The organism is Saccharomonospora xinjiangensis XJ-54, assembly GCF_000258175.1.
Classification (GTDB): Bacteria; Actinomycetota; Actinomycetes; order Mycobacteriales; family Pseudonocardiaceae; genus Saccharomonospora; species Saccharomonospora xinjiangensis.
Genome location: NZ_JH636049.1, coordinates 1,587,846 through 1,605,083, shown reverse-complemented (window position 1 = coordinate 1,605,083; position 17,238 = coordinate 1,587,846). Strand labels below are relative to the sequence as shown.

Annotated in this window: 14 protein-coding genes; 7 read left to right on the top strand and 7 right to left on the bottom strand. The window is 70.0% G+C overall.

Annotated features, from left to right (window positions below; all coding sequences use genetic code 11):
* The first annotated feature begins 6 nt into the window (after positions 1–6).
* Complete coding sequence (locus tag SACXIDRAFT_RS06810) at positions 7–729, top strand: response regulator transcription factor (protein WP_040922074.1); 723 nt, start codon at positions 7–9, stop codon at positions 727–729.
* 10 nt (positions 730–739) lie between these two features.
* Positions 740–2,023, top strand: a complete 1,284-nt coding sequence (locus tag SACXIDRAFT_RS06805; protein ID WP_006237785.1) for a sensor histidine kinase — start codon at positions 740–742, stop codon at positions 2,021–2,023.
* A gap of 226 nt (positions 2,024–2,249) precedes the next feature.
* Here the strand turns inward: SACXIDRAFT_RS06805 and SACXIDRAFT_RS06800 are convergent, their stop codons facing one another.
* Entirely contained in the window at positions 2,250–2,792 is a 543-nt protein-coding gene (locus SACXIDRAFT_RS06800) for a GtrA family protein (RefSeq protein ID WP_006237784.1), read from the bottom strand.
* A 10-nt stretch (positions 2,793–2,802) separates the two neighbouring features.
* Complete coding sequence (locus SACXIDRAFT_RS06795) at positions 2,803–5,262, bottom strand: sigma-70 family RNA polymerase sigma factor (RefSeq protein ID WP_050987005.1); 2,460 nt, start codon at positions 5,260–5,262, stop codon at positions 2,803–2,805.
* A gap of 234 nt (positions 5,263–5,496) precedes the next feature.
* Here SACXIDRAFT_RS06795 and SACXIDRAFT_RS06790 point away from each other — a divergent pair, with 234 nt between their 5' ends.
* From SACXIDRAFT_RS06790 to purE, 3 genes are all read left to right on the top strand, one after another.
* Entirely contained in the window at positions 5,497–6,852 is a 1,356-nt protein-coding gene (locus SACXIDRAFT_RS06790; RefSeq protein ID WP_040922516.1) for a glycosyltransferase 87 family protein, read from the top strand.
* A 12-nt stretch (positions 6,853–6,864) separates the two neighbouring features.
* On the top strand, positions 6,865–8,046 hold the full coding sequence (locus SACXIDRAFT_RS06785; RefSeq protein ID WP_006237781.1) for a 5-(carboxyamino)imidazole ribonucleotide synthase: 1,182 nt from the start codon (positions 6,865–6,867) through the stop codon (positions 8,044–8,046).
* A gap of 82 nt (positions 8,047–8,128) precedes the next feature.
* Positions 8,129–8,608, top strand: coding sequence for a 5-(carboxyamino)imidazole ribonucleotide mutase (purE, locus tag SACXIDRAFT_RS06780; protein ID WP_040922515.1), 480 nt, complete (start codon positions 8,129–8,131; stop codon positions 8,606–8,608).
* A 4-nt stretch (positions 8,609–8,612) separates the two neighbouring features.
* Here purE and SACXIDRAFT_RS06775 read toward each other — a convergent pair whose 3' ends face one another.
* On the bottom strand, positions 8,613–9,347 hold the full coding sequence (locus tag SACXIDRAFT_RS06775) for an SDR family oxidoreductase (protein ID WP_006237779.1): 735 nt from the start codon (positions 9,345–9,347) through the stop codon (positions 8,613–8,615).
* A gap of 82 nt (positions 9,348–9,429) precedes the next feature.
* Complete coding sequence (locus SACXIDRAFT_RS06770) at positions 9,430–11,103, bottom strand: class I adenylate-forming enzyme family protein (protein ID WP_006237778.1); 1,674 nt, start codon at positions 11,101–11,103, stop codon at positions 9,430–9,432.
* Between the two features lie 226 nt (positions 11,104–11,329).
* Between SACXIDRAFT_RS06770 and SACXIDRAFT_RS06765 the strand changes: the two genes are divergently transcribed.
* A complete protein-coding gene (locus SACXIDRAFT_RS06765; protein ID WP_006237777.1) occupies positions 11,330–11,818 on the top strand; it encodes a GNAT family N-acetyltransferase in 489 nt (162 codons plus the stop codon).
* A 7-nt stretch (positions 11,819–11,825) separates the two neighbouring features.
* On the opposite strand, the gene SACXIDRAFT_RS06760 is transcribed toward SACXIDRAFT_RS06765, so the two are convergent.
* The 3 genes from SACXIDRAFT_RS06760 to SACXIDRAFT_RS06750 all read right to left on the bottom strand — a co-directional run bounded on the left by SACXIDRAFT_RS06760 (position 11,826) and on the right by SACXIDRAFT_RS06750 (position 16,049).
* Positions 11,826–12,650 carry a TIGR03089 family protein gene (locus SACXIDRAFT_RS06760; RefSeq protein ID WP_006237776.1) on the bottom strand — a complete coding sequence of 275 codons (825 nt, stop codon included), beginning with the start codon at positions 12,648–12,650 and terminating at the stop codon, positions 11,826–11,828.
* Positions 12,651–12,901: 251 nt separating this feature from the next.
* Complete coding sequence (locus SACXIDRAFT_RS06755) at positions 12,902–14,431, bottom strand: LCP family protein (RefSeq protein ID WP_006237775.1); 1,530 nt, start codon at positions 14,429–14,431, stop codon at positions 12,902–12,904.
* A 43-nt stretch (positions 14,432–14,474) separates the two neighbouring features.
* Complete coding sequence (locus SACXIDRAFT_RS06750; protein ID WP_006237774.1) at positions 14,475–16,049, bottom strand: LCP family protein; 1,575 nt, start codon at positions 16,047–16,049, stop codon at positions 14,475–14,477.
* 157 nt (positions 16,050–16,206) lie between these two features.
* On the opposite strand from SACXIDRAFT_RS06750, the gene rfbB reads away from it, so the two are divergent.
* Positions 16,207–17,199, top strand: a complete 993-nt coding sequence (gene rfbB / locus SACXIDRAFT_RS06745) for a dTDP-glucose 4,6-dehydratase (protein WP_006237773.1) — start codon at positions 16,207–16,209, stop codon at positions 17,197–17,199.
* Positions 17,200–17,238 lie beyond the last annotated feature (39 nt).

The window sequence follows — 17,238 nt, the reverse complement described above, 5'->3', positions numbered from 1 at the left end:
GGTTTCATGCCGGTGAGCCGTAAGGTTGGCAAGGTGAGCGTGGTCCTACTTGCCGAAGACGATCCGGCGATCGCCGAACCGCTGTCGCGCGCCCTGCGCAGGGAGGGGTACGAGGTCACGGTGGTGGCCGACGGGCCATCGACGTTGGACGCCACGGCACGGGACCGGGTTGACCTGCTCGTCCTCGATCTCGGGCTGCCCGGCATGGACGGTCTCGAGGTGTGCAGGCGGCTGCGCGCCACCGATCAGGGGCTTCCGGTGCTCATGCTCACGGCGAGAACCGACGAGGTGGACTTCGTCGTCGGGCTCGACGCCGGGGCCGACGACTACGTGGCCAAGCCGTTCCGGCTGGCCGAACTGCTGGCCCGCATCCGCGCGCTACTGCGCCGCAGGGCGCCCGAGGTTCTCGAATCGGGCGGCGTGCGGATGGACGTCGGCGCGAGGGTCGTCACCGTGGAGGGCAGGGAGATCGCGCTCGCCAACAAGGAATTCGAGCTGCTGAGGGTGCTGCTCACCAGGGCGGGCCAGGTCGTCAGCAGGGAAGAGATCCTCTCCGAGGTGTGGAACGACCTCTCGCCGGAGACGTCGAGGACGTCGAAGACGCTGGACATGCACATGTCGTGGTTGCGGCGCAAGCTCGCCAGGGCCGCGAACGGGACGGCCCGCAGACCCGGTGAGGAACACATCGCCACCGTGCGCGGCGTCGGGTTCCGGTTCAACACCGACTAGAAGGCCGGCCGTGCGTCGTCGCATCCTGCTCGCGATCCTGCTCGCCGTCGCTGTGACGGGTGTCGCCCTGGGCATTCCGCTCGGCGTCACGGGCTGGCTCCTCGTGGACAACCTCACCAGGGAAGATCTGGCGTCGAGCGCGCAGCGCATCGCCGCGATCCTCGACGACCAGCTCGCGGACGGCCGCCCGCTCGACCTCAGTCACGTGCGGGTTGCGGTGCCGAAGAACGGCAACCTCACCGTGGTCCGCCCTGACACGCCAACTCTGAGGTACGGGAGGGCGCTGGGGCAGGACGTCGTCGTGGAGACCGTGCCCATCGCGCAGAACGGCACGGTGCGGCTGGCGATCCCCGCCCAGCCGATGCGCACACAGCAAACGCAGGTCGCGGCAGCGGTGCTGCTGCTGGTGGTGCTCTCGGTGGGCACGGGAACCGTGGTGGCCACAGTGACGGCACGGCGGCTGGCACGGCCGCTGCGCCACGTGGCGGATCGCGCGGTGCGGCTGGGCGCGGGCGATTTCCGCCCCGACTCGCGCCGCTACGACGTCGCCGAACTGGACGCGGTGGCAGACGCACTCGATGCGTCGGCCACCGCGCTGGCGCAGTTGGTGCAGCGGGAGCGGCAACTCGTCGGTGACGTGTCCCATCAGCTGCGCAGCCGCCTGACCGCGTTGCAGCTGAGGCTGGAGGCGCTCACCACCCATCCCGACGAGGAGGTCGCCGATTCGGCGCGAACCGCGCAGGAGCAGGCCGATCGGCTGGCCGCCGTGCTCGACGAGCTGCTGGCCGCGGCCCGAGCCGCGAGCGAGGTGAGGGTCGAGCCCGTTGACCTTTCCGTGCTGCTCGGCGAGGTGGCCGACGAGTGGCGGCCCGTGTTCAAACGGCACAACCGTTCCCTGCGGCTGCGGGTGGGTGAGGGGTTGAGGGCGCGAGCGACGCCGGGACGGTTGAGGGAGGTCCTCGGCGTGCTGCTCGACAACTCCGCCAAGCACGGTGCTGGCACGGTCACGGTGACGGCGCGCAGGGGCGAGAACGAGAACACCGTGGTGGTGCAGGTCGCCGACACGGGAACGGGCATTCCGGACGATCTCGCGTCGCATGTGTTCGAGCGGGGTTTCTCCGGCAGCGGCTCGACGGGGGTGGGACTCGCGCTGGCGCGGGCACTCGCCGAGGCCGACGGCGGAAGGCTGGAGCTCTCGGCGAAACGGCCTGCCACGTTCAGTCTCTTCCTGCGGGTGCCGAGGCCCAGTGATGTGGTCGGCGTGAGCTGGCCCGCCGAGCGGGTGCCGAGGTAGCGGGTACGGCGGGGAAGATCTTGGGCGCGCTGCCTGCGGACTCGGTTCGAGGAACTGAGAAGGGGGAAAAATGACCCTGAACATGCGTCAGGCCAGGGTCCGGGTCTACCCCCGGCAGCACCTGACCTGGCGACTCGCCCGCCACCCACGGTGACGGACTGATGTGTTCGACCACGCAGCACTGTGCGGGTGTGTCGGCTGTGGGCGTGTGGGCGCCCGCCTTGCTTCAGCGGTGCGCGCCCGAGGCCGCGGCGTCGTCGGTGGGGGCATCGCGCCGTGTGCGGCCGAGTTCGTCGGGGAAGACCCACCTCCGGAAACCCCAGAACCGGAACGCCATCGCCAGGAGCATGCCGATGATCGATCCACTGGCGAAGTCGGCGGCCTCCTGGACGAACCGGGAGACGTGCGGGACCTCCAGGTCGAACACGTAGCGTGACATGAGCAGCGGGATCAGATTGATGACGACCGCGACACCGCTGACCAGGAAGAACAGCGCCGCTTCGTGAGCGCGTTCCCTGCCTCCCCTCGTGCGGAAGGACCACTCGCGGTTCAACACGTACGACACGATGGTGGCGATGATGATCGCGATGGCCTTCGCCGTCGTGGGTTTCGATGTCAGGATCGTCAGTTTCAGCAGGTACCAGATGGCGTTGTCCACGACGAACGTCGTGCCGCCCACCAGCGCGAACTTCAGCAGCTCCCGGTGCTTCACCAGGATCGCGCGCAGGGGCGCGGGAAGGCGGGCGAGAACAGATCCGACGACGGCCACGTCGCGCAGTCTACGCAGAGGGACGTGGGTGAACCGGGAACCCGGCGCGCCGCCGGAGCCGTCCGGAGCGTCGATGCTGCTGCCGCAGGAGTGTTCCGAGCAGTGACGGAGCGTCATCATCCTCGGCGACCTCTTCCGAGGGCGCCTGCGGAAACACCGGGAACGACGAGGACACGGGCGCCTGCGGAAGCGCTGTCGAGGCAGCCGCCGGCCCCGCCGGGTCGGGGCCGGCAGGAGTTGTGGAGGGGGCCGTCCCGGACGGACTCGACGAGGATGGCCGCGACGAGTCGCCGGGTTCGGATGCTCCGGGTTCGGGCTCATCGAGGCGCAGGAGGGACATGAGCTCGACGACCTCCGACGTCGTGTCCTCACCGACGGATGCGGTGACCGTCACGATGTCGGCGTCGTGACCCGGCGGGACGAACACCTCAAGGTGAGTGCTCTGCCCAGGGTCGAGCGGGGCAGGGGAGACGCAGTGCAGCGGCTCGGCCTCGCATTCCAGGTCCTCGGCGTACAGCACGAGACCGGGTACGTCGAGGGACACCGAGACTGAGGCGATGGCGGGACGCGCTCCCTCGTTGCGGACCTCGATGTGCAGCTGCCTTCCCGTCACGCCGACGTCGAGCCGCGCGACGTCCTGCCGGACGGCGATCGGGACGGTGAAGCGCACCGGGTCGCCGCCCGCCACCGTCACCCGCCCCTCCGCGGCACCGGATTCCGCCTCGGGGGCGGCGGTCACGCGGAAGCGCACCACTTCCCGCTCGCGAGGTTCCAGCCCGCCGGGAACCTCGCACACGACGGTTCCCCGGCCTGGAGGACAGGACACAGCAGGTGGCGTGCCTGGCTCGTGTCCCGGAGCCGTGGATTCGGTCCGACCGCCGTCGGTTCGCGGCTCGGGTGTGGTGTCGTTTTCGGAGGTGATGCCGGTTCCGAGCCCGTCATCCTCCTCTTCAGGCGGGGTGCCGTCTCCGGGGTCGGCGCCTTCCCCGGGCTGCTGCGCGACGGTGGTGACGCCGTCGGGAAGGGTCAGGGCCACAGCGGTGCCTGCGGCCGTGGCCTCACCGTCGTTGTGCAGTGCCACGTCGAGATTTCTGGCCTCACCTCCCGCGTCCAGCCTGATGCCGTCGCCGGGAACGGACGCCGAAACCTTCGGTCTCGGCGCAGGGTCCGGTGGTGGGACCTCGTTGCCGGTGTCCCCTCCGGGATCGGTGCCAGGCGAGGGAAGCGGTTCCTCAGGCTGGGCGGCGGGTGGAGCGGGCTCGACCGGTGTGGCGGGGTCTGCGGGAGGAAACGGCGGTGGAGGCAGCGCCGGTGGAGGCGACACCGGCCGCGTTTCCGGCGACTGCGGGAGGGGTGGCCGGAGCTGCCGGTAGGAATCCGGCCTCAGCTCCGGGGCAGGCAGCGGGGGAAGTGACGGGTGTGACGGCGGTCCCACGGGCGTCGGGGACGGCGTCGCGGGTGCCGACACCGGCGGAGGCGCGGGCCGCTCACTCTCCTGCGGCCGGTGGGCGACGGGCGCGGTGCCCACACCGCCTGCCCCGAGCGCGACGGCCACGGCGGTGGCGAGCGCGACACCTGACACCGCGACGCCGAGGAACTGGCGGGGGCCGGGCTCACCGGATTTCGTTGCCGCGTGGACAGCAGTGATCGCCGATGACGCCGCTCCGCTGTCCGTGAGGTAGTCGAGGGTGGCGCTGCCCAGCACGAGGAAGGCCACCACCCCGCGCAGCGAGGCGTTGACATCGGCGAGTTCGTCGGCGAGTGCCCTGCACCGCGCACAGTGATCGAGGTGCTGCTCGACCTGCGCGCGCTCCCGCAAGGACAGCCCGTCCCTCGTTCCCGCGCCGAGCTTGGTCGCCGTCGCCCTGCACCGCGGCGACGACGTCTCCGCGAGATGCGCCTGGAGGTACTCCTGCCGCAGGCTCGCGCGGGCGCGGTAGGCCAGCGCAGGCACCGCGCCCGGCGAGATGCCGAGCAGCGGCGCGACCTCCGAGGCGGGCTGCTGCTCGATCACCGTGTGCCACAGCACGGTCTGCCAGCGTCCGGGAAGCCGGTGGAACGCGCGAGCCACCAGGCTGCGTTCGAAGTGTTCGAGTTCTCCGGCCGACGGATCGGAGGAGACCGCTCGGGTTCCTGCCACAGCCCCCATGGCCGTGACTCCGGCCTGGCGCACCCGGCCGGAGGCCCTGGCCCTGCTGTGGGCGGTGCGGCGAACGGTGGTCAGCAGGTAGGCGCGGAAGGCGTGGTCCGGGCCTTCGCCGTCCCGCAGCGCGTCGAGCACCGTCGCGAACGACTCAGCCACGACGGCGTCGGCGTCGGCGGTGGCGGGGCACAGGTGCCGCGCGAGGCGGGTGGCCGCTGTGGCGTGCCGGTCGTAGAGCGTGCCGTACTCCTCGATCCGGCCCGCACGGACCGACGCGATGAGGTCGGCGTCGCTGCGGCCGTTCGGACTCGGGGAGTCGGTGGTCACGGCTGTCCTTCCTCGCTGCGCGGAGAACATCGAGCGGTGCGGCAAGTGTGCCGACTCGCCACAGGGCAGCATGCCTCGGGTGCGGTCGCGCCGGAACCACGACACCCGCTGTCACTCCATCGGAGGACATCGGTGGGCGGGGGCCGGTTCGGGGCTGACGGCCCTGTTTACGCCGGATCGTGATTACCTTGTTTCCGTGAGGCAGTCGATGTGTGGCGAGTGGTGAAGCGTCCGATGTCCACCACCACCGGTTCCGAGGTTCGCCCCGGCGATGAGCCGTTCCTGTCACTGAGGGCGTCCCTTGGCAGGCTGTCGGGAAGGCCGCGCTCGATCGCCCTGCTGGCGGTGTTGCCCGCGCTGGCCGTCGTCGCGGGTGTGCTGGGCTGGTTGTTCGACTGGCGGCTCGGGGTGGACAGCGCCGTGTACCGGGCGGGTGCGCTGACGCTGTTGCAGTCAGACCCGCTGTACGCGGGCAATACGCTCGGCTCGGAGCCGTGGTGGGCGTTGCTGCCGTTCACCTACCCGCCTGCCGCCGCGCTGCTGTTCGCCCCGCTGGCGTTCTTCCCCGTCCAGATCGCCTGGGGCGTGGTCGCTGCCGTCTCGTTCCTGGCGCTCGCGCTGGTCGTCCGCGTGACGATCGCCTCGCTTCCCCGGCAGGAGGGCGGTCTCGCGCTCCTGGCCTCACCCGCGAGGATCACGCTGGTCTTCACCATCGTGTTCTTCGGTCTCGAACCGGTGTGGCGCACGATCTTCCTCGGGCAAATCAACATCATCCTGATGGCGCTGGTCGTGCTCGACGTCCTCGTGCTGTGCAGGCGGGACAGCCGCTGGGGCGGTGTGCTCGTCGGCATCGCAGCCGCCGTCAAACTCACACCGCTGATCTTCATCCCGCACCTGCTGTTCACCGGCCGGAAATGGGACGCCGCCAGGGCCCTCGGCACGTTCGCCTGCTTGCAGGCGCTCATGTTCGTGATCGCGCCGTCCGACGCGGTGCGGTTCTGGACCCACACCGTGTTCAACCAGGGGCGCATCGGGCCGATGCACTGGGCGGGCAACCAGTCGCTCAACGGCCTGCTGAACCGCGTGACCGACCTCGCGCCGTGGTCCTCGGTGGCCGCGCTCGGTGTCGGTGCGCTGCTGGCGCCGTTCGCGATCTGGGTGATGGTGCGGTTCCACCGCCGTGGTCAGCACCTCTACGCCCTGCTCGTGACGGCGTTCTACGCGCTGCTCGTCTCGCCCGTCTCCTGGTCGCATCACTGGGTGTGGGCGGTGCCGCTGATCGTCGTGCTGGTCGTGCGCCTGCCGGAGACGAGCCCCGTCACGGCCTGGCGCCGCTGGGCGCTCGCGGGCTTCGTGATCGTCGTGTTCGTCAGCTGTGTGCTGCTGGTGCTGCCCAACGGCCGCAACCTCGAACTGCATTGGGAGTTCTGGCAGTTCGTGCTCGGCAGCGCGTATCTCCTTGTGCCGGTCGCTCTCGCCGCGACGCTGGGTGTTCGCTGGCTGGCGCGGCGCGAGCGTGCCGTGGAGCGGGCCGGTGCACCTGGCGGGTCGTCCCGGGCTGAGGAGAGGGGCCAGGACGGCTCCCCTTAACCTGGACGCACCATGGACACCCGAACAGGACTGCCCGTCGTGGGCATGGTCGGCGGCGGTCAGCTCGCCAGGATGACCCATCAGGCCGCGATCTCCCTCGGCCTGTCGTTGCGTGTGCTCGCGGCAGGCGAGAACGAGTCCGCCGGGCTCGTGGCGAGCGATGTCGTGCGGGGACACCACACCGATCTGGCCGCACTGCGTGCGTTCGCGGGCACCGTGGACGTGGTGACGTTCGACCACGAGCACGTTCCCGGCCAGCACCTGCGGGCGCTTGAGGCCGAGGGTGTCGTGCTCAGGCCGGGGCCGTCGGCTCTGGCGTTCGCGCAGAACAAGCTCCTGATGCGCGAGCGTCTCGCGGCGCAGGGGATTCCCGGTCCCGCGTTCGTCGAGGTCACCGCGCCCGACGACGTGACCGCGTTCGCCGAGAAGCACGCGTGGCCCGTGGTGCTCAAGGCCGCCAGCGGCGGCTACGACGGCAAGGGCGTGTGGCTGGTCGGGTCGCAGGACGAGGCCACGTCGCTGGTGCGGGAGCTGCTCGACGCGGGCACCCCGCTGCTCGTGGAGGAGAGGGTGGAGATGCGGCGCGAGCTGTCCGCTCTGGTCGCCCGATCCCCGTTCGGGCAGGGTTCGGCGTGGCCTGTGGTGGAGACCGTGCAGAAGGACGGCATCAACACCGAGGTGCTCGCTCCCGCTCCCGGACTGACCGCCGCGAAGACCGCGCTGGCGCAGGAACTGGCTCTGCGCGTCGCCGACGAGCTCGGCGTGGTCGGCGTGCTGGCGGTGGAGCTGTTCGAGACCGAGACCGGCCTGCTGGTCAACGAGCTCGCCATGCGCCCGCACAACTCGGGGCACTGGACCATGGACGGCTCCCGAACCTCGCAGTTCGAGCAGCACCTGCGCGCGGTGCTGGACTATCCGCTCGGCGTCACCGAACCGCTCTCGCCCACGGTGATGGCCAACATCCTCGGCGCGCCGGAGACACCGGCGACGAGCCCCGACGAGCGGTTGCACCACCTCTTCGCCCGCTTCCCCGACGTGCGCGTCCACCTCTACGGCAAGTCAGAGCGGCCCGGACGCAAACTGGGCCACGTCAACGTGCTCGGGCCGATCACCGACGACACCAGGAAGCGGGCGAGGCTGGCCGCGCACTGGCTGTCGCACGCCGAATGGCTCGACGGCTACCGGGCCCACTGACCGGCCGCCCCGGCACACATCGATGTCCGTGTCCCCGCAGCAGAAGGAGCGCACCGTGACCACCCCCGACGTCGGCCTGATCATGGGCAGCGACTCCGACTGGCCGGTGCTGGAGGCCGCCGCGACGGCGCTGGAGGAGTTCGCCGTGCCCTACGAGGTCGGCGTCTACTCCGCCCACCGCACGCCACAGCGGATGCTGGACTACGCGAGTTCCGCGGCGGAGCGCGGCCTGCGGGTGATCATCGCGGGTGCCGGTGGGGCGGCCCACCTTCCGGGGATGGTGGCCTCGGCCACCCCGCTTCCCGTGATCGGCGTTCCCGTGCCGCTGAAGTATCTCGACGGACTGGACTCGCTGCTGTCGATCGTGCAGATGCCGGCGGGTGTTCCCGTCGCCACCGTGTCGGTGGGTGGTGCGCGCAACGCGGGTCTGCTGGCGGTGCGGATGCTCGCCGCCTCCGACACCGCGTTGCGCGCACGGATGGAACGGTTCCAGGCCGACCTCGAAGCACTCGTCCTGGACAAGGACGCCGCGCTGAGGCAGCGGGCCGCCGAGCGTTCGTGACCGGTCAGGCGTTGGTGCCCGCATCGACGACCAGCGTCGTGCCGGTGACGTTGCGCCCGCCGTCACCGGCGAGATAGGACACAGCGGCGGCGATGTCATCGACGTGGTTGTAGCGGCCGAGTGCCGTGGCGGCGCGCTGGGCGTCGGACATCGGCCCGTCGGCGGGGTTCATGTCGGTGTCGGTGCAGCCGGGCGCCACGATGTTGGCGGTGATGCCACGGGGCCCGAGGTCTCGGGCGAGGCCCTTGATCATGCCGATGAGGGCCGACTTGCTCGCCGAGTACAGCGTCATGCCCGGCCACGGGACATGCGTGGCGAGGTTGCTGCCGATCGAGATGATGCGCCCTCCCGACGGCAGGTGCGCGGCCGCGGCCTGTGAGGCGAGCAGGGCCGCCCTGACGTTGACCGACAGGGTGCGATCGATGTCGTCGAGGGTCAGCTCGGGCAGCGGCCCTGACACGATGATCCCGGCGTTGTTGACGAGCACGTCGAGCCCGCCCAGTTCGGCGGCGGTGCGATCGACGGCGCCGACCACGGCGTCCGCGTCGGCGGCGTCCGCTTCGATCGCGAGGCCCCTGCGTCCCCGCTCCTCGATCCCGGCGACGACCTCCTTGGCGCGGTCGGGTGAGCTGGCGTAGGTGATGGCCACGTCCATGCCGTCGTCGGCGAGGCGCAGGGCCGTCGCGGCGCCGATACCCCTGCTACCGCCGGTGACGAGGGCGATCCGGTTGCTGCTCATGAGGTCCTTTGCGGTCGAAGTTTTGAACTGATCAGTACAGTATCGGAGTGTCCGGTACCGGAAAACCCTGGGGTCGCCTTGATCAGCCCAGCCGCTCGCGGAGCTGCCGCTTCAGCACCTTGCCCGCCCCCGACACGGGGATCGCATCGACGAAGTGGATCTCCCGCAGCCGCTTGTACGGGGGGACCTGCTCGTTCACGGCGGCGAGGACGGCCTCCGCGGTGACGCCCCCGGAACTGTCGCCGGAGCCGTCACCGGAACGCGGTGCTCGCACCACGAAGGCGACGGGCAACTCGCCCACGTCGGGCGCAGGACGGCCCACCACAGCCGCCGAGGCGACCCCCGGAACCGCGAGCAGCAGCTCCTCAAGCTCGCGCGGGTACACGTTGTAGCCCTTGTAGAGCAGCAGATCCTTCTTACGATCCACTATGGACAGATAGCCTTCGTCGTCGAACACGCCGATGTCGCCGGTTCGCAGCCAGCCCCGGTCGAGCACGGCCGCGGTCTCGTCGTCGCGACCGTGGTAGCCGCCCATCACCTGCGGACCGCGCGCGCACACCTCGCCGGGCGTGCCGGGCGGCAGTGCGTCCCACTCGGGGTCGCCACCGGACGGCACGATGCGGACCTCGGTGTCGAAGATGGGAACCCCGACCGTGCCGGCCTTCCGGGTGCCGGAACGCCAGGTCGGCCCCGTCGTGATTCCCATGGTGGCCTCGGTGAGGCCGTATCCCTCGGTGATCACCACGCCGGGGAAGCGGGCGCGCAGGGCGTCGGCCACCACCCTCGGCATGGGCGCCGCACCCGACGAGAGGCTCCGCACCGACGAGAGGTCGGCCGTGTGGAAGTCCTCGCACCTCAGTAGCGCCGCGAACAACGCGGGTGCGCCGCTCAGCGACGTGACCCGCAGTCGCTCAGCGTCGGTGACGTAGGCGCGCGGGTCGAGTCGTTCGTGGATGGTGACGCTCGTGCCGCTGAGCACACCCATGTTCAGCCCGCCGAGGCCCATCGCGTGGAACCACGGCGTGAGGGTCAGGGTGGCCCCGGTGCCCAGTCGCACCGGCCACTCGTGTTCGTCACCGATCTGATCCACCGTGACGTCGCCCGTCCCGTCCAGCGCGGGCACGCTGCCGGAACTCCAGCACGTGTACTGGAGCGCGTTGACGACGACGTTCCGGTGCGTCAGCCGCACGCCCTTCGACCGGCCTGTCGTGCCACCCGTGTAACCGAGGTGCGCGAGGTCGGTACCGGGTGTGAGATCCACGGCGGGTCGCGTGGCCGGTGCCTCCGCGACGAAGCGGTCGAAGTCGAGAGCCCCAGGGGCCCCGGAGCGCACGGTGATCAGCAGTTCGATGTCGCTGTGGCGCAGCGCCTCGGCCACGCTGCCGTGCGTCACCACCACCGAGGCGCCGGAGTCGGTGAGCTGGCCGGCGAGAGGTCGCGGAGGCAGCAGTGGGTTGACCGGGCTGAAGGTAGCCCCCGACAGCAGGGTTCCGTAGTAGGCCACCGGGAAAGCCAGGCAGTTCGGCAGGTGCAGCGCGACGGTGTCGCCCCGCCCGACGCCGTGTTGCCGCAGCGCGTTCGCGAACCGGCACGCCAACTCCCACAGGCCTCGGAAGGTGATTTCCTCGTCGGCATGCCGGAAGGCGACCCGCTCGCCGTAGCGCCGCGCGGCACCCGCGAGCAGGGAGCCGACGGGCACGTCCGGGTAGCGCAGGGAGGTCGGAAGCCCTGGTGGGCGCGGCGGCGAGGTCGGCATTGCTCGACGGTACGAAGTCGCGGCCCTCGGCGACAAGGTGGCCGGGCAGCGCGGACGTCACAGTGTGGGCAGCGTGATGCCTGATGTGGAGGGCGTGCGCGCGAGCCGTCACCGTGCGCCGACCGGCCGACCCCCACGTCGCCGTCCGGTAACCGTGCGCGGCGGAGGACCCGGCGTAAACCGGTTGCGAGCGGCTTTAGGGTCGAGCACTGTGACCATCGACGACATGGCCCGGGACACGGTGGAGATCCGCGAGACCGCTGTGGATTCCCCCGAGGCCGCGGCGCTGCTGCGCACCTATTTCGACGACGTCGCGAGCCGCTACTACGGCCGCCCCGCCACCGAGTCCGAATTGGACACGGCGATGGCGGAGGACCCCAGCGACGCCCTCAATCCGCCGCACGGCGCATTTCTCATGGCGTGGCTCGACGGCGAACCCGTCGGCTGTGCGGGCTTGGCGCCGCTCTCCGACGGGGTTCTGCAACTGGGCCGGATGTTCGTGCTGCCCTCGGCGCGCGGTCACGGGCTCGGCGCGCGGCTGCTCGCCGCAGCGGAACAGGCCGCGCTGGTGCGAGGGGCGACGGCCATCCGGTTGAACACCCGCCACGACCTCGTCGAGGCGCAGGCGCTGTACCGCGCGCACGGCTACCAGGAGATTCCCGCCTACACCGACGAGCCCTACGCCGAGGTGTTCTTCGAGAAGCGCCTGCGCTGAGGACCGATCAGGGAAGGTCCACCGTGGTGCGTTCGGCGTCACGGTGGGCTTTCCGGCGTGCGGGGTCGGCGTTCGTCACCTGCACGACGTGGGCGCCCGCGGCGAGTGGCGCGAGAAGCGCGTCCACGACGCCGTCCGGCAGCGTCCACGCACGGGTTGACAGCACGCGGTCGCCGTCGCCGATCCCCAATTCGGTGGCGCGTTCACGGGCGCGCGACAGCAGGTCGTCCACGCTCGTCCCGAGCAGCGCGGGGGTGTCGCCGTCCACGGGGAACAGGGGGGAGAACTCGTCACCGCACGTGCGCGCCTCCGACAGGTAGTCGAACGCGCCGCCGGGCGGCGGTGTGGCGAGGCCCCTGCCGAGCGGGTCGAGTGCGACCACCGCCGTCGCGCCTGCCGTGCCGTTGGCGCTGGAACGCTGGGCGATCTCGGCGTGCTCGGGGCCGAGGAACGTGACCGCGATGTCGGTGGCGGCTTCGGACGAGACGGCGGAGGAGGCTTCGTCGGATGAAGCAGCGCCGGTGTGGGTGGCGGCGCCGGTGTGGGTGGCAGGGCCGGCGTGGGGAGCGGTCACGACGTGTGCGCCGCACCACCACGCGCCGAGCAGCACACCGGCGGTCTGCCAGTGCGCGGGAAGGTTCACGGCGACCTTGTCACCGGGCTCGACGTCGAATTCCTCCACGAGCCAGTTGGCGGTCTTGGCGGCCCAGTTGGCCAGCGTGGCGACCGAAAGCTCGATCCGGCTGCCTGCGGCGTCGTCGTAGTGTGTGATGGCGGGCTTGCCCGCCGACGCCGACAACATGGGCCGCAGAAGGTGCTCGGTAAGGCTCATGAGCCCAACCTAACCCCGGCGCCCACCCCATCCCACGGGCGTGTCCGCACTTCCTGCACCCGTGTCCGCACTTCCCGTACGCGTGTCCGCACTTCCCGTACGCGTGTCCGCACTTGTCGTACGCGTGCCCGCACTCGGAGCTCGCAGGACGACTCGCGGGTGTGTCCGCAGTCCGTGCCCACATGCCGACGTCGAACGATGCGGACTCCGGCCGGACTCTCGTGCGGGGACCGCAGGCTCGTGTGCGCGGGCTAGTTCACACACGGCACGTCGTCGGCTGTGATCTCCTCGGCTCCGGTCTGGGGGCCTCGCGCTGCAGGTGGGGCCGAACCGCCGCCGGATGGCTGTTCCTCCTGCGGTTCGTCACGGGGGACGGCGTCCGCCACGAATTTCCGGACCTTGTCAAGATCGACGGCCACGATGCTCTGCTTCCCGTCAGGGCTCCATGCCGCGATGTCCACGACCGGGATGGTGACGAACGAGAACTCGCCCGAGGCGATACCGCTGGTCTGCTGCGCGAAGTCCAGCAGGTCCAGTTCGGAGTCGAGCACCAGGGACTTGCGCAGGGTGTCGGAGAGCTTCTCCATCCGCTCCGTGTCGGTGAGCGTGCCAGCCGAGAGCACCTTGTTCAGCGCCGAGGCGAGAAACGCCTGCTGCCGCTGGATGCGGTCGAGGTCGCCCCTCGGCAGGTTCTTGCGCTGCCGCACGAACGACAGCGCTTCGCCACCGGAGACGGTCTGCACCCCAGCCGCGAAGTTCGCTCCGGAGTCTGGGTCGGACGTGGCGTTGTTCAGACACACCTTCACGCCGCCGAGCGCCTCGGTGAGCAGGTAGAAACCCAGCAGGTTCACTTCCGCGTAGTGGTCGATCCTGACCTGGGTGAACCTCTGGACCGTGCGGACCAGCGCGCTGCGCCCCGCCTGGTCCGACTCGCGTGCCAGCTTCGACCGTTCCGTCACACCGTCGGCCCGCAGTGCGCGCTCGGCCTCGTACTTCGCCGAGCCGTACACCGAGTTGATCTTCGCGTGGTCGCCGCCGGAAACCGAGACCCAGGTGTCGCGGGGAATGGAGATACCCGTCGGGGACGACCCGTCGTGCGGGATGCGCAGCACGATCAGGGTGTCGGTGCTGATGCCGGGATTGCTCTCGGTGCGCAACTGCCTCAGCACGTCGGCGGGAAGCGGGTTTCCCTCCATGTCGGTGCGGGAGTCGGTGCCGACGAGGAGGATGTCGGTGGCGCCGTCGTCCTCGGGCGGAGGTGGTTCCTCGTCGGAGGCGTCGATGACGTCGTTCAGGCGCAGGGCGTCGGTTGTGGTGACGTTGTCCTGGAGCGCGTCGAGCGCCGAGTAGGCGTAGCCGGTGATGCCGAGCGAAGCCACCGACAGCAGCGCGATCGCCGACCTCATGACAGCCCTGGCCGTCCTTCGCGCACGCCCTGACGATGCCGTCTGCAGAGCCGTCTGCCGAGCTGGCTGCCGGACCGTCTTCCGAGCCGCCGACGCTGCCGCCTCGGCCTCTGGCCCGGCGCCGTTCTCGCCGCTCTCCTGTTCGTTCTCCTGGCACGTGCGCGTTCCGGTGGATTCGTCCGTGCCGTCTTCGACGTCGTCGCCCGGTCTCGGCCCGGCGGATTCGTCCGTGCCACGCTCCGCGTCGTCGTCCGCTTCGCGTTCCGTGTTCTCCGTGCCGCGCTCCGCGTCGTCGTCCCGCTGCCGGTCCCGGCACTCGGAGTCCCCCTCGGCGGCGTCCGCCTCGTCGGCGGGACGCGCTTCACCCTCGTTCACGGTGGCTCCCCTCCACCCGCCTGCTGCTTGCCAGCGGATCAGCTTAGTTCACGCAGGGCACTCCACCTGCCGTGATCGGCTCGTCCTCGGACGACTCCGTCTCGGTGTTCTCGCCACCGTCCTGCCGCACCGCCGCATGGCCAGTGCCGATCAGGCGTTCCACCTGGCCCGGATCGGCCATGACCTGGCTCTTGGCCGGCATGGTGAAGTCGGAGCCGAGGTGGACGGCGAGCGTTCCCGGGGGCAACTCCGGGTCAACCTCCACAGGGAAGTCGCCGCCGAGCGCCGTGCGCAGCAGTTCGCCTCCCGCCTGCTCGCCCAGGGCGTGATAGACGACGGTGGAGCTGATGGGGTCCATCGGCGCGTGGCTGTCGCCGCCGAAGCCTTTGCCTGTCAGCAGAGATCGGGCGGCATCGCCCACAGCGGCGTCGCCGGTTCCGTTGTAGATGTCAACGGCGTAGGTCTCGGCGCCGTCCACCTTGCCCGCAGGCGGGTCCATCCGGGGATCGCCCTCGGTCTCCTCGGGTATGAGCTCATCGATGAATGCCTGGATCTCGACCGGATCGACCTGGAGGACGGCGGCGCCGTTGATCCTGGCGTCACCGACGACGGGAATGGTGTGGAACTCGATGTTCCCGCCGGAGAGCCCGCGCATCTGGTTGGCGAACTCCAGCAGGTCCCAGCCCTCGGAGAGCACGACCGACTTCTGCACGGCCTCGATGACGTCGGCGAGCCGAGCCGGGTTCAGCAGGATGTCGCCGGACAGCATCTTGCGGGCGAGGCCCGACATGAACGCCTGTTGCCGCTGGATGCGATCGAAGTCACCGCCGGGCAGACCGTGCCGCTGACGCACGAACGCGAGCGCCTGCACACCTTCGACGGTCTGCACCCCCGCGGGAAGGTCGATGCCGGACTTCTCCTCCTTGGCAGGCTCCTTCAGGCACACCTCGATGCCGCCGACGGCCTTGGTGATCTCGTAGAAGCTCGCCAGGTTCACCTCGGCGTACCTGTCGATCATGCCCGGCCTTCCGAGCAGGTTCTCGATGGTGGCGATGAGATTCTTGCGGCCCGCGACCTTGGCCTGCTCCTGTACGGCGGTCTCGTCCGTCTCGCCCTGTGCGGTCAGCGAGTTCATGGTCTCGTTGTAGGCGAAGGCGAACGCGCTGTTGATCCGGTTGCTGCCGTAGCCGCCCGCGATCTCGACCCACGAGTCGCGCGGGAACGAGATGGCTGTCGCGCTCGTGCCGTCCTGCGGGATGTGGACGAGGATCATCGTGTCGGTCTGCCGGTCACCCTTCTCGACACCCGCGTGCAGCTTGGCGAGCACCTCGTCGGGAAGCGGGTTGCCCTTCGCGTCGGTGCGGCTGTCGATGCCGACGAGAAGGATGTCGATGGCGCCGTCGAGGGGTTCGATGTCGTCGCCCTTGTCACCGAAGAGGTCGGTGGTGGTCAGATCGTTTTGAGCCGACGTCAGGGTCTGCCACCCGTAGAAGGTGAGTACGAGCACCGCCACGGAGAGCAGCGACACGAACACCCTGCCGCCCGCGAGGCCAAAGGTGCCGAGCCGGGACCTGCGTGCCACCGGTGCTTCCACCCGCTCCCGCGCACCGTCGGTCACGTGCTGCTCCTCCCAGTGATGTCGTCCGGCGCACAGAGTACTGGCGCCTCGCACACCAAGACGCCGCCGAGATCGAAAACGTTGCCTCGACGTTGTGTTCGGCCGCGCTCTCCGCGCGTGGCAGACTGCGAGGCGGAGCACGTCGCGGGAGGACACGATGCGAGTACTGGTCACAGGTGGTGCGGGTTTCATCGGGTCGCACTACGTGAGGCAGGCCATCTCCGGCGAGTACGCCTCAGTGCGCGACGCCGAGATCGTCGTCCTCGACAAGCTGACGTACGCGGGTAACCGGGCCAATCTCGATCCCGTCGCCGACAGTCCGCGGCTGCGGTTCGTCAGGGGTGACATCTGTGATCCAGCCGTGGTGGGCGAGGTCATGGCCGGTGTTGACCTCGTGGTGCACTTCGCCGCTGAGTCGCATGTGGACCGATCGATTCTCGGGGCGTCGGACTTCGTGCTCACCAACGTCCTCGGCACCCAGAATCTGTTGCAGGCGGCGCTGGACGCGGGCGTCGGCAGGTTCGTGCACGTCTCGACCGACGAGGTGTATGGGTCGATCGAGCAGGGTTCGTGGGCCGAGGATCACGTGCTGGAGCCCAATTCGCCGTATTCGGCTTCCAAGGCGTCGTCGGATCTCGTCGCGCGTTCGTTCCACCGCACATACGGCCTGCCGGTGTGTATCACCCGGTGCTCGAACAACTACGGTCCGTACCAGTTTCCCGAGAAGGTCATCCCGCTGTTCGTCACCAACTTGCTCGACGGCAAGCCGGTTCCGCTGTACGGCGACGGGCTCAACGTCCGTGACTGGCTGCATGTGGACGATCACTGCCGGGGTATCCAGCTCGTGGCCGACGGCGGGCGTCCTGGGGAGATCTACAACATCGGCGGCGGCACGGAGCTGACCAACAGGGAGCTCACGGAGCGGCTGCTCGCCGCCGTCGGTGTCGGCTGGGAGATGGTGGAGCGGGTCGAGGACCGGTTAGGGCACGACCGCCGCTACTCGGTGGACATCACGAAGATCAGCCGCGAACTCGGATACCGCCCGGAGGTGGACTTCAAGGCGGGTCTCGCCGACACTGTGCGCTGGTACGCGGAGAACCGGCAGTGGTGGGAGCCGCTCAAGGAACGCGCCGCACTGGCCGCGCGGTGAGCCGGACTCGCCGGTGGCCGCGAGACGAAGGTGAGTCGG

Bases quoted from the DNA above. Each gene is read 5' to 3' on its own strand.
- SACXIDRAFT_RS06810 (WP_040922074.1), top strand. From the start codon at position 7: ATGCCGGTGAGCCGTAAGGTTGGCAAGGTGAGCGTGGTCCTACTTGCC.
- SACXIDRAFT_RS06790 (WP_040922516.1), top strand. From the start codon at position 5,497: ATGTCCACCACCACCGGTTCCGAGGTTCGCCCCGGCGATGAGCCGTTC.
- SACXIDRAFT_RS06785 (WP_006237781.1), top strand. From the start codon at position 6,865: ATGGACACCCGAACAGGACTGCCCGTCGTGGGCATGGTCGGCGGCGGT.
- purE (WP_040922515.1), top strand. From the start codon at position 8,129: ATGGGCAGCGACTCCGACTGGCCGGTGCTGGAGGCCGCCGCGACGGCG.
- SACXIDRAFT_RS06775 (WP_006237779.1), bottom strand. From the start codon at position 9,347: ATGAGCAGCAACCGGATCGCCCTCGTCACCGGCGGTAGCAGGGGTATC.
- SACXIDRAFT_RS06770 (WP_006237778.1), bottom strand. From the start codon at position 11,103: ATGCCGACCTCGCCGCCGCGCCCACCAGGGCTTCCGACCTCCCTGCGC.
- SACXIDRAFT_RS06765 (WP_006237777.1), top strand. From the start codon at position 11,330: ATGGCCCGGGACACGGTGGAGATCCGCGAGACCGCTGTGGATTCCCCC.
- SACXIDRAFT_RS06760 (WP_006237776.1), bottom strand. From the start codon at position 12,650: ATGAGCCTTACCGAGCACCTTCTGCGGCCCATGTTGTCGGCGTCGGCG.
- rfbB (WP_006237773.1), top strand. From the start codon at position 16,207: ATGCGAGTACTGGTCACAGGTGGTGCGGGTTTCATCGGGTCGCACTAC.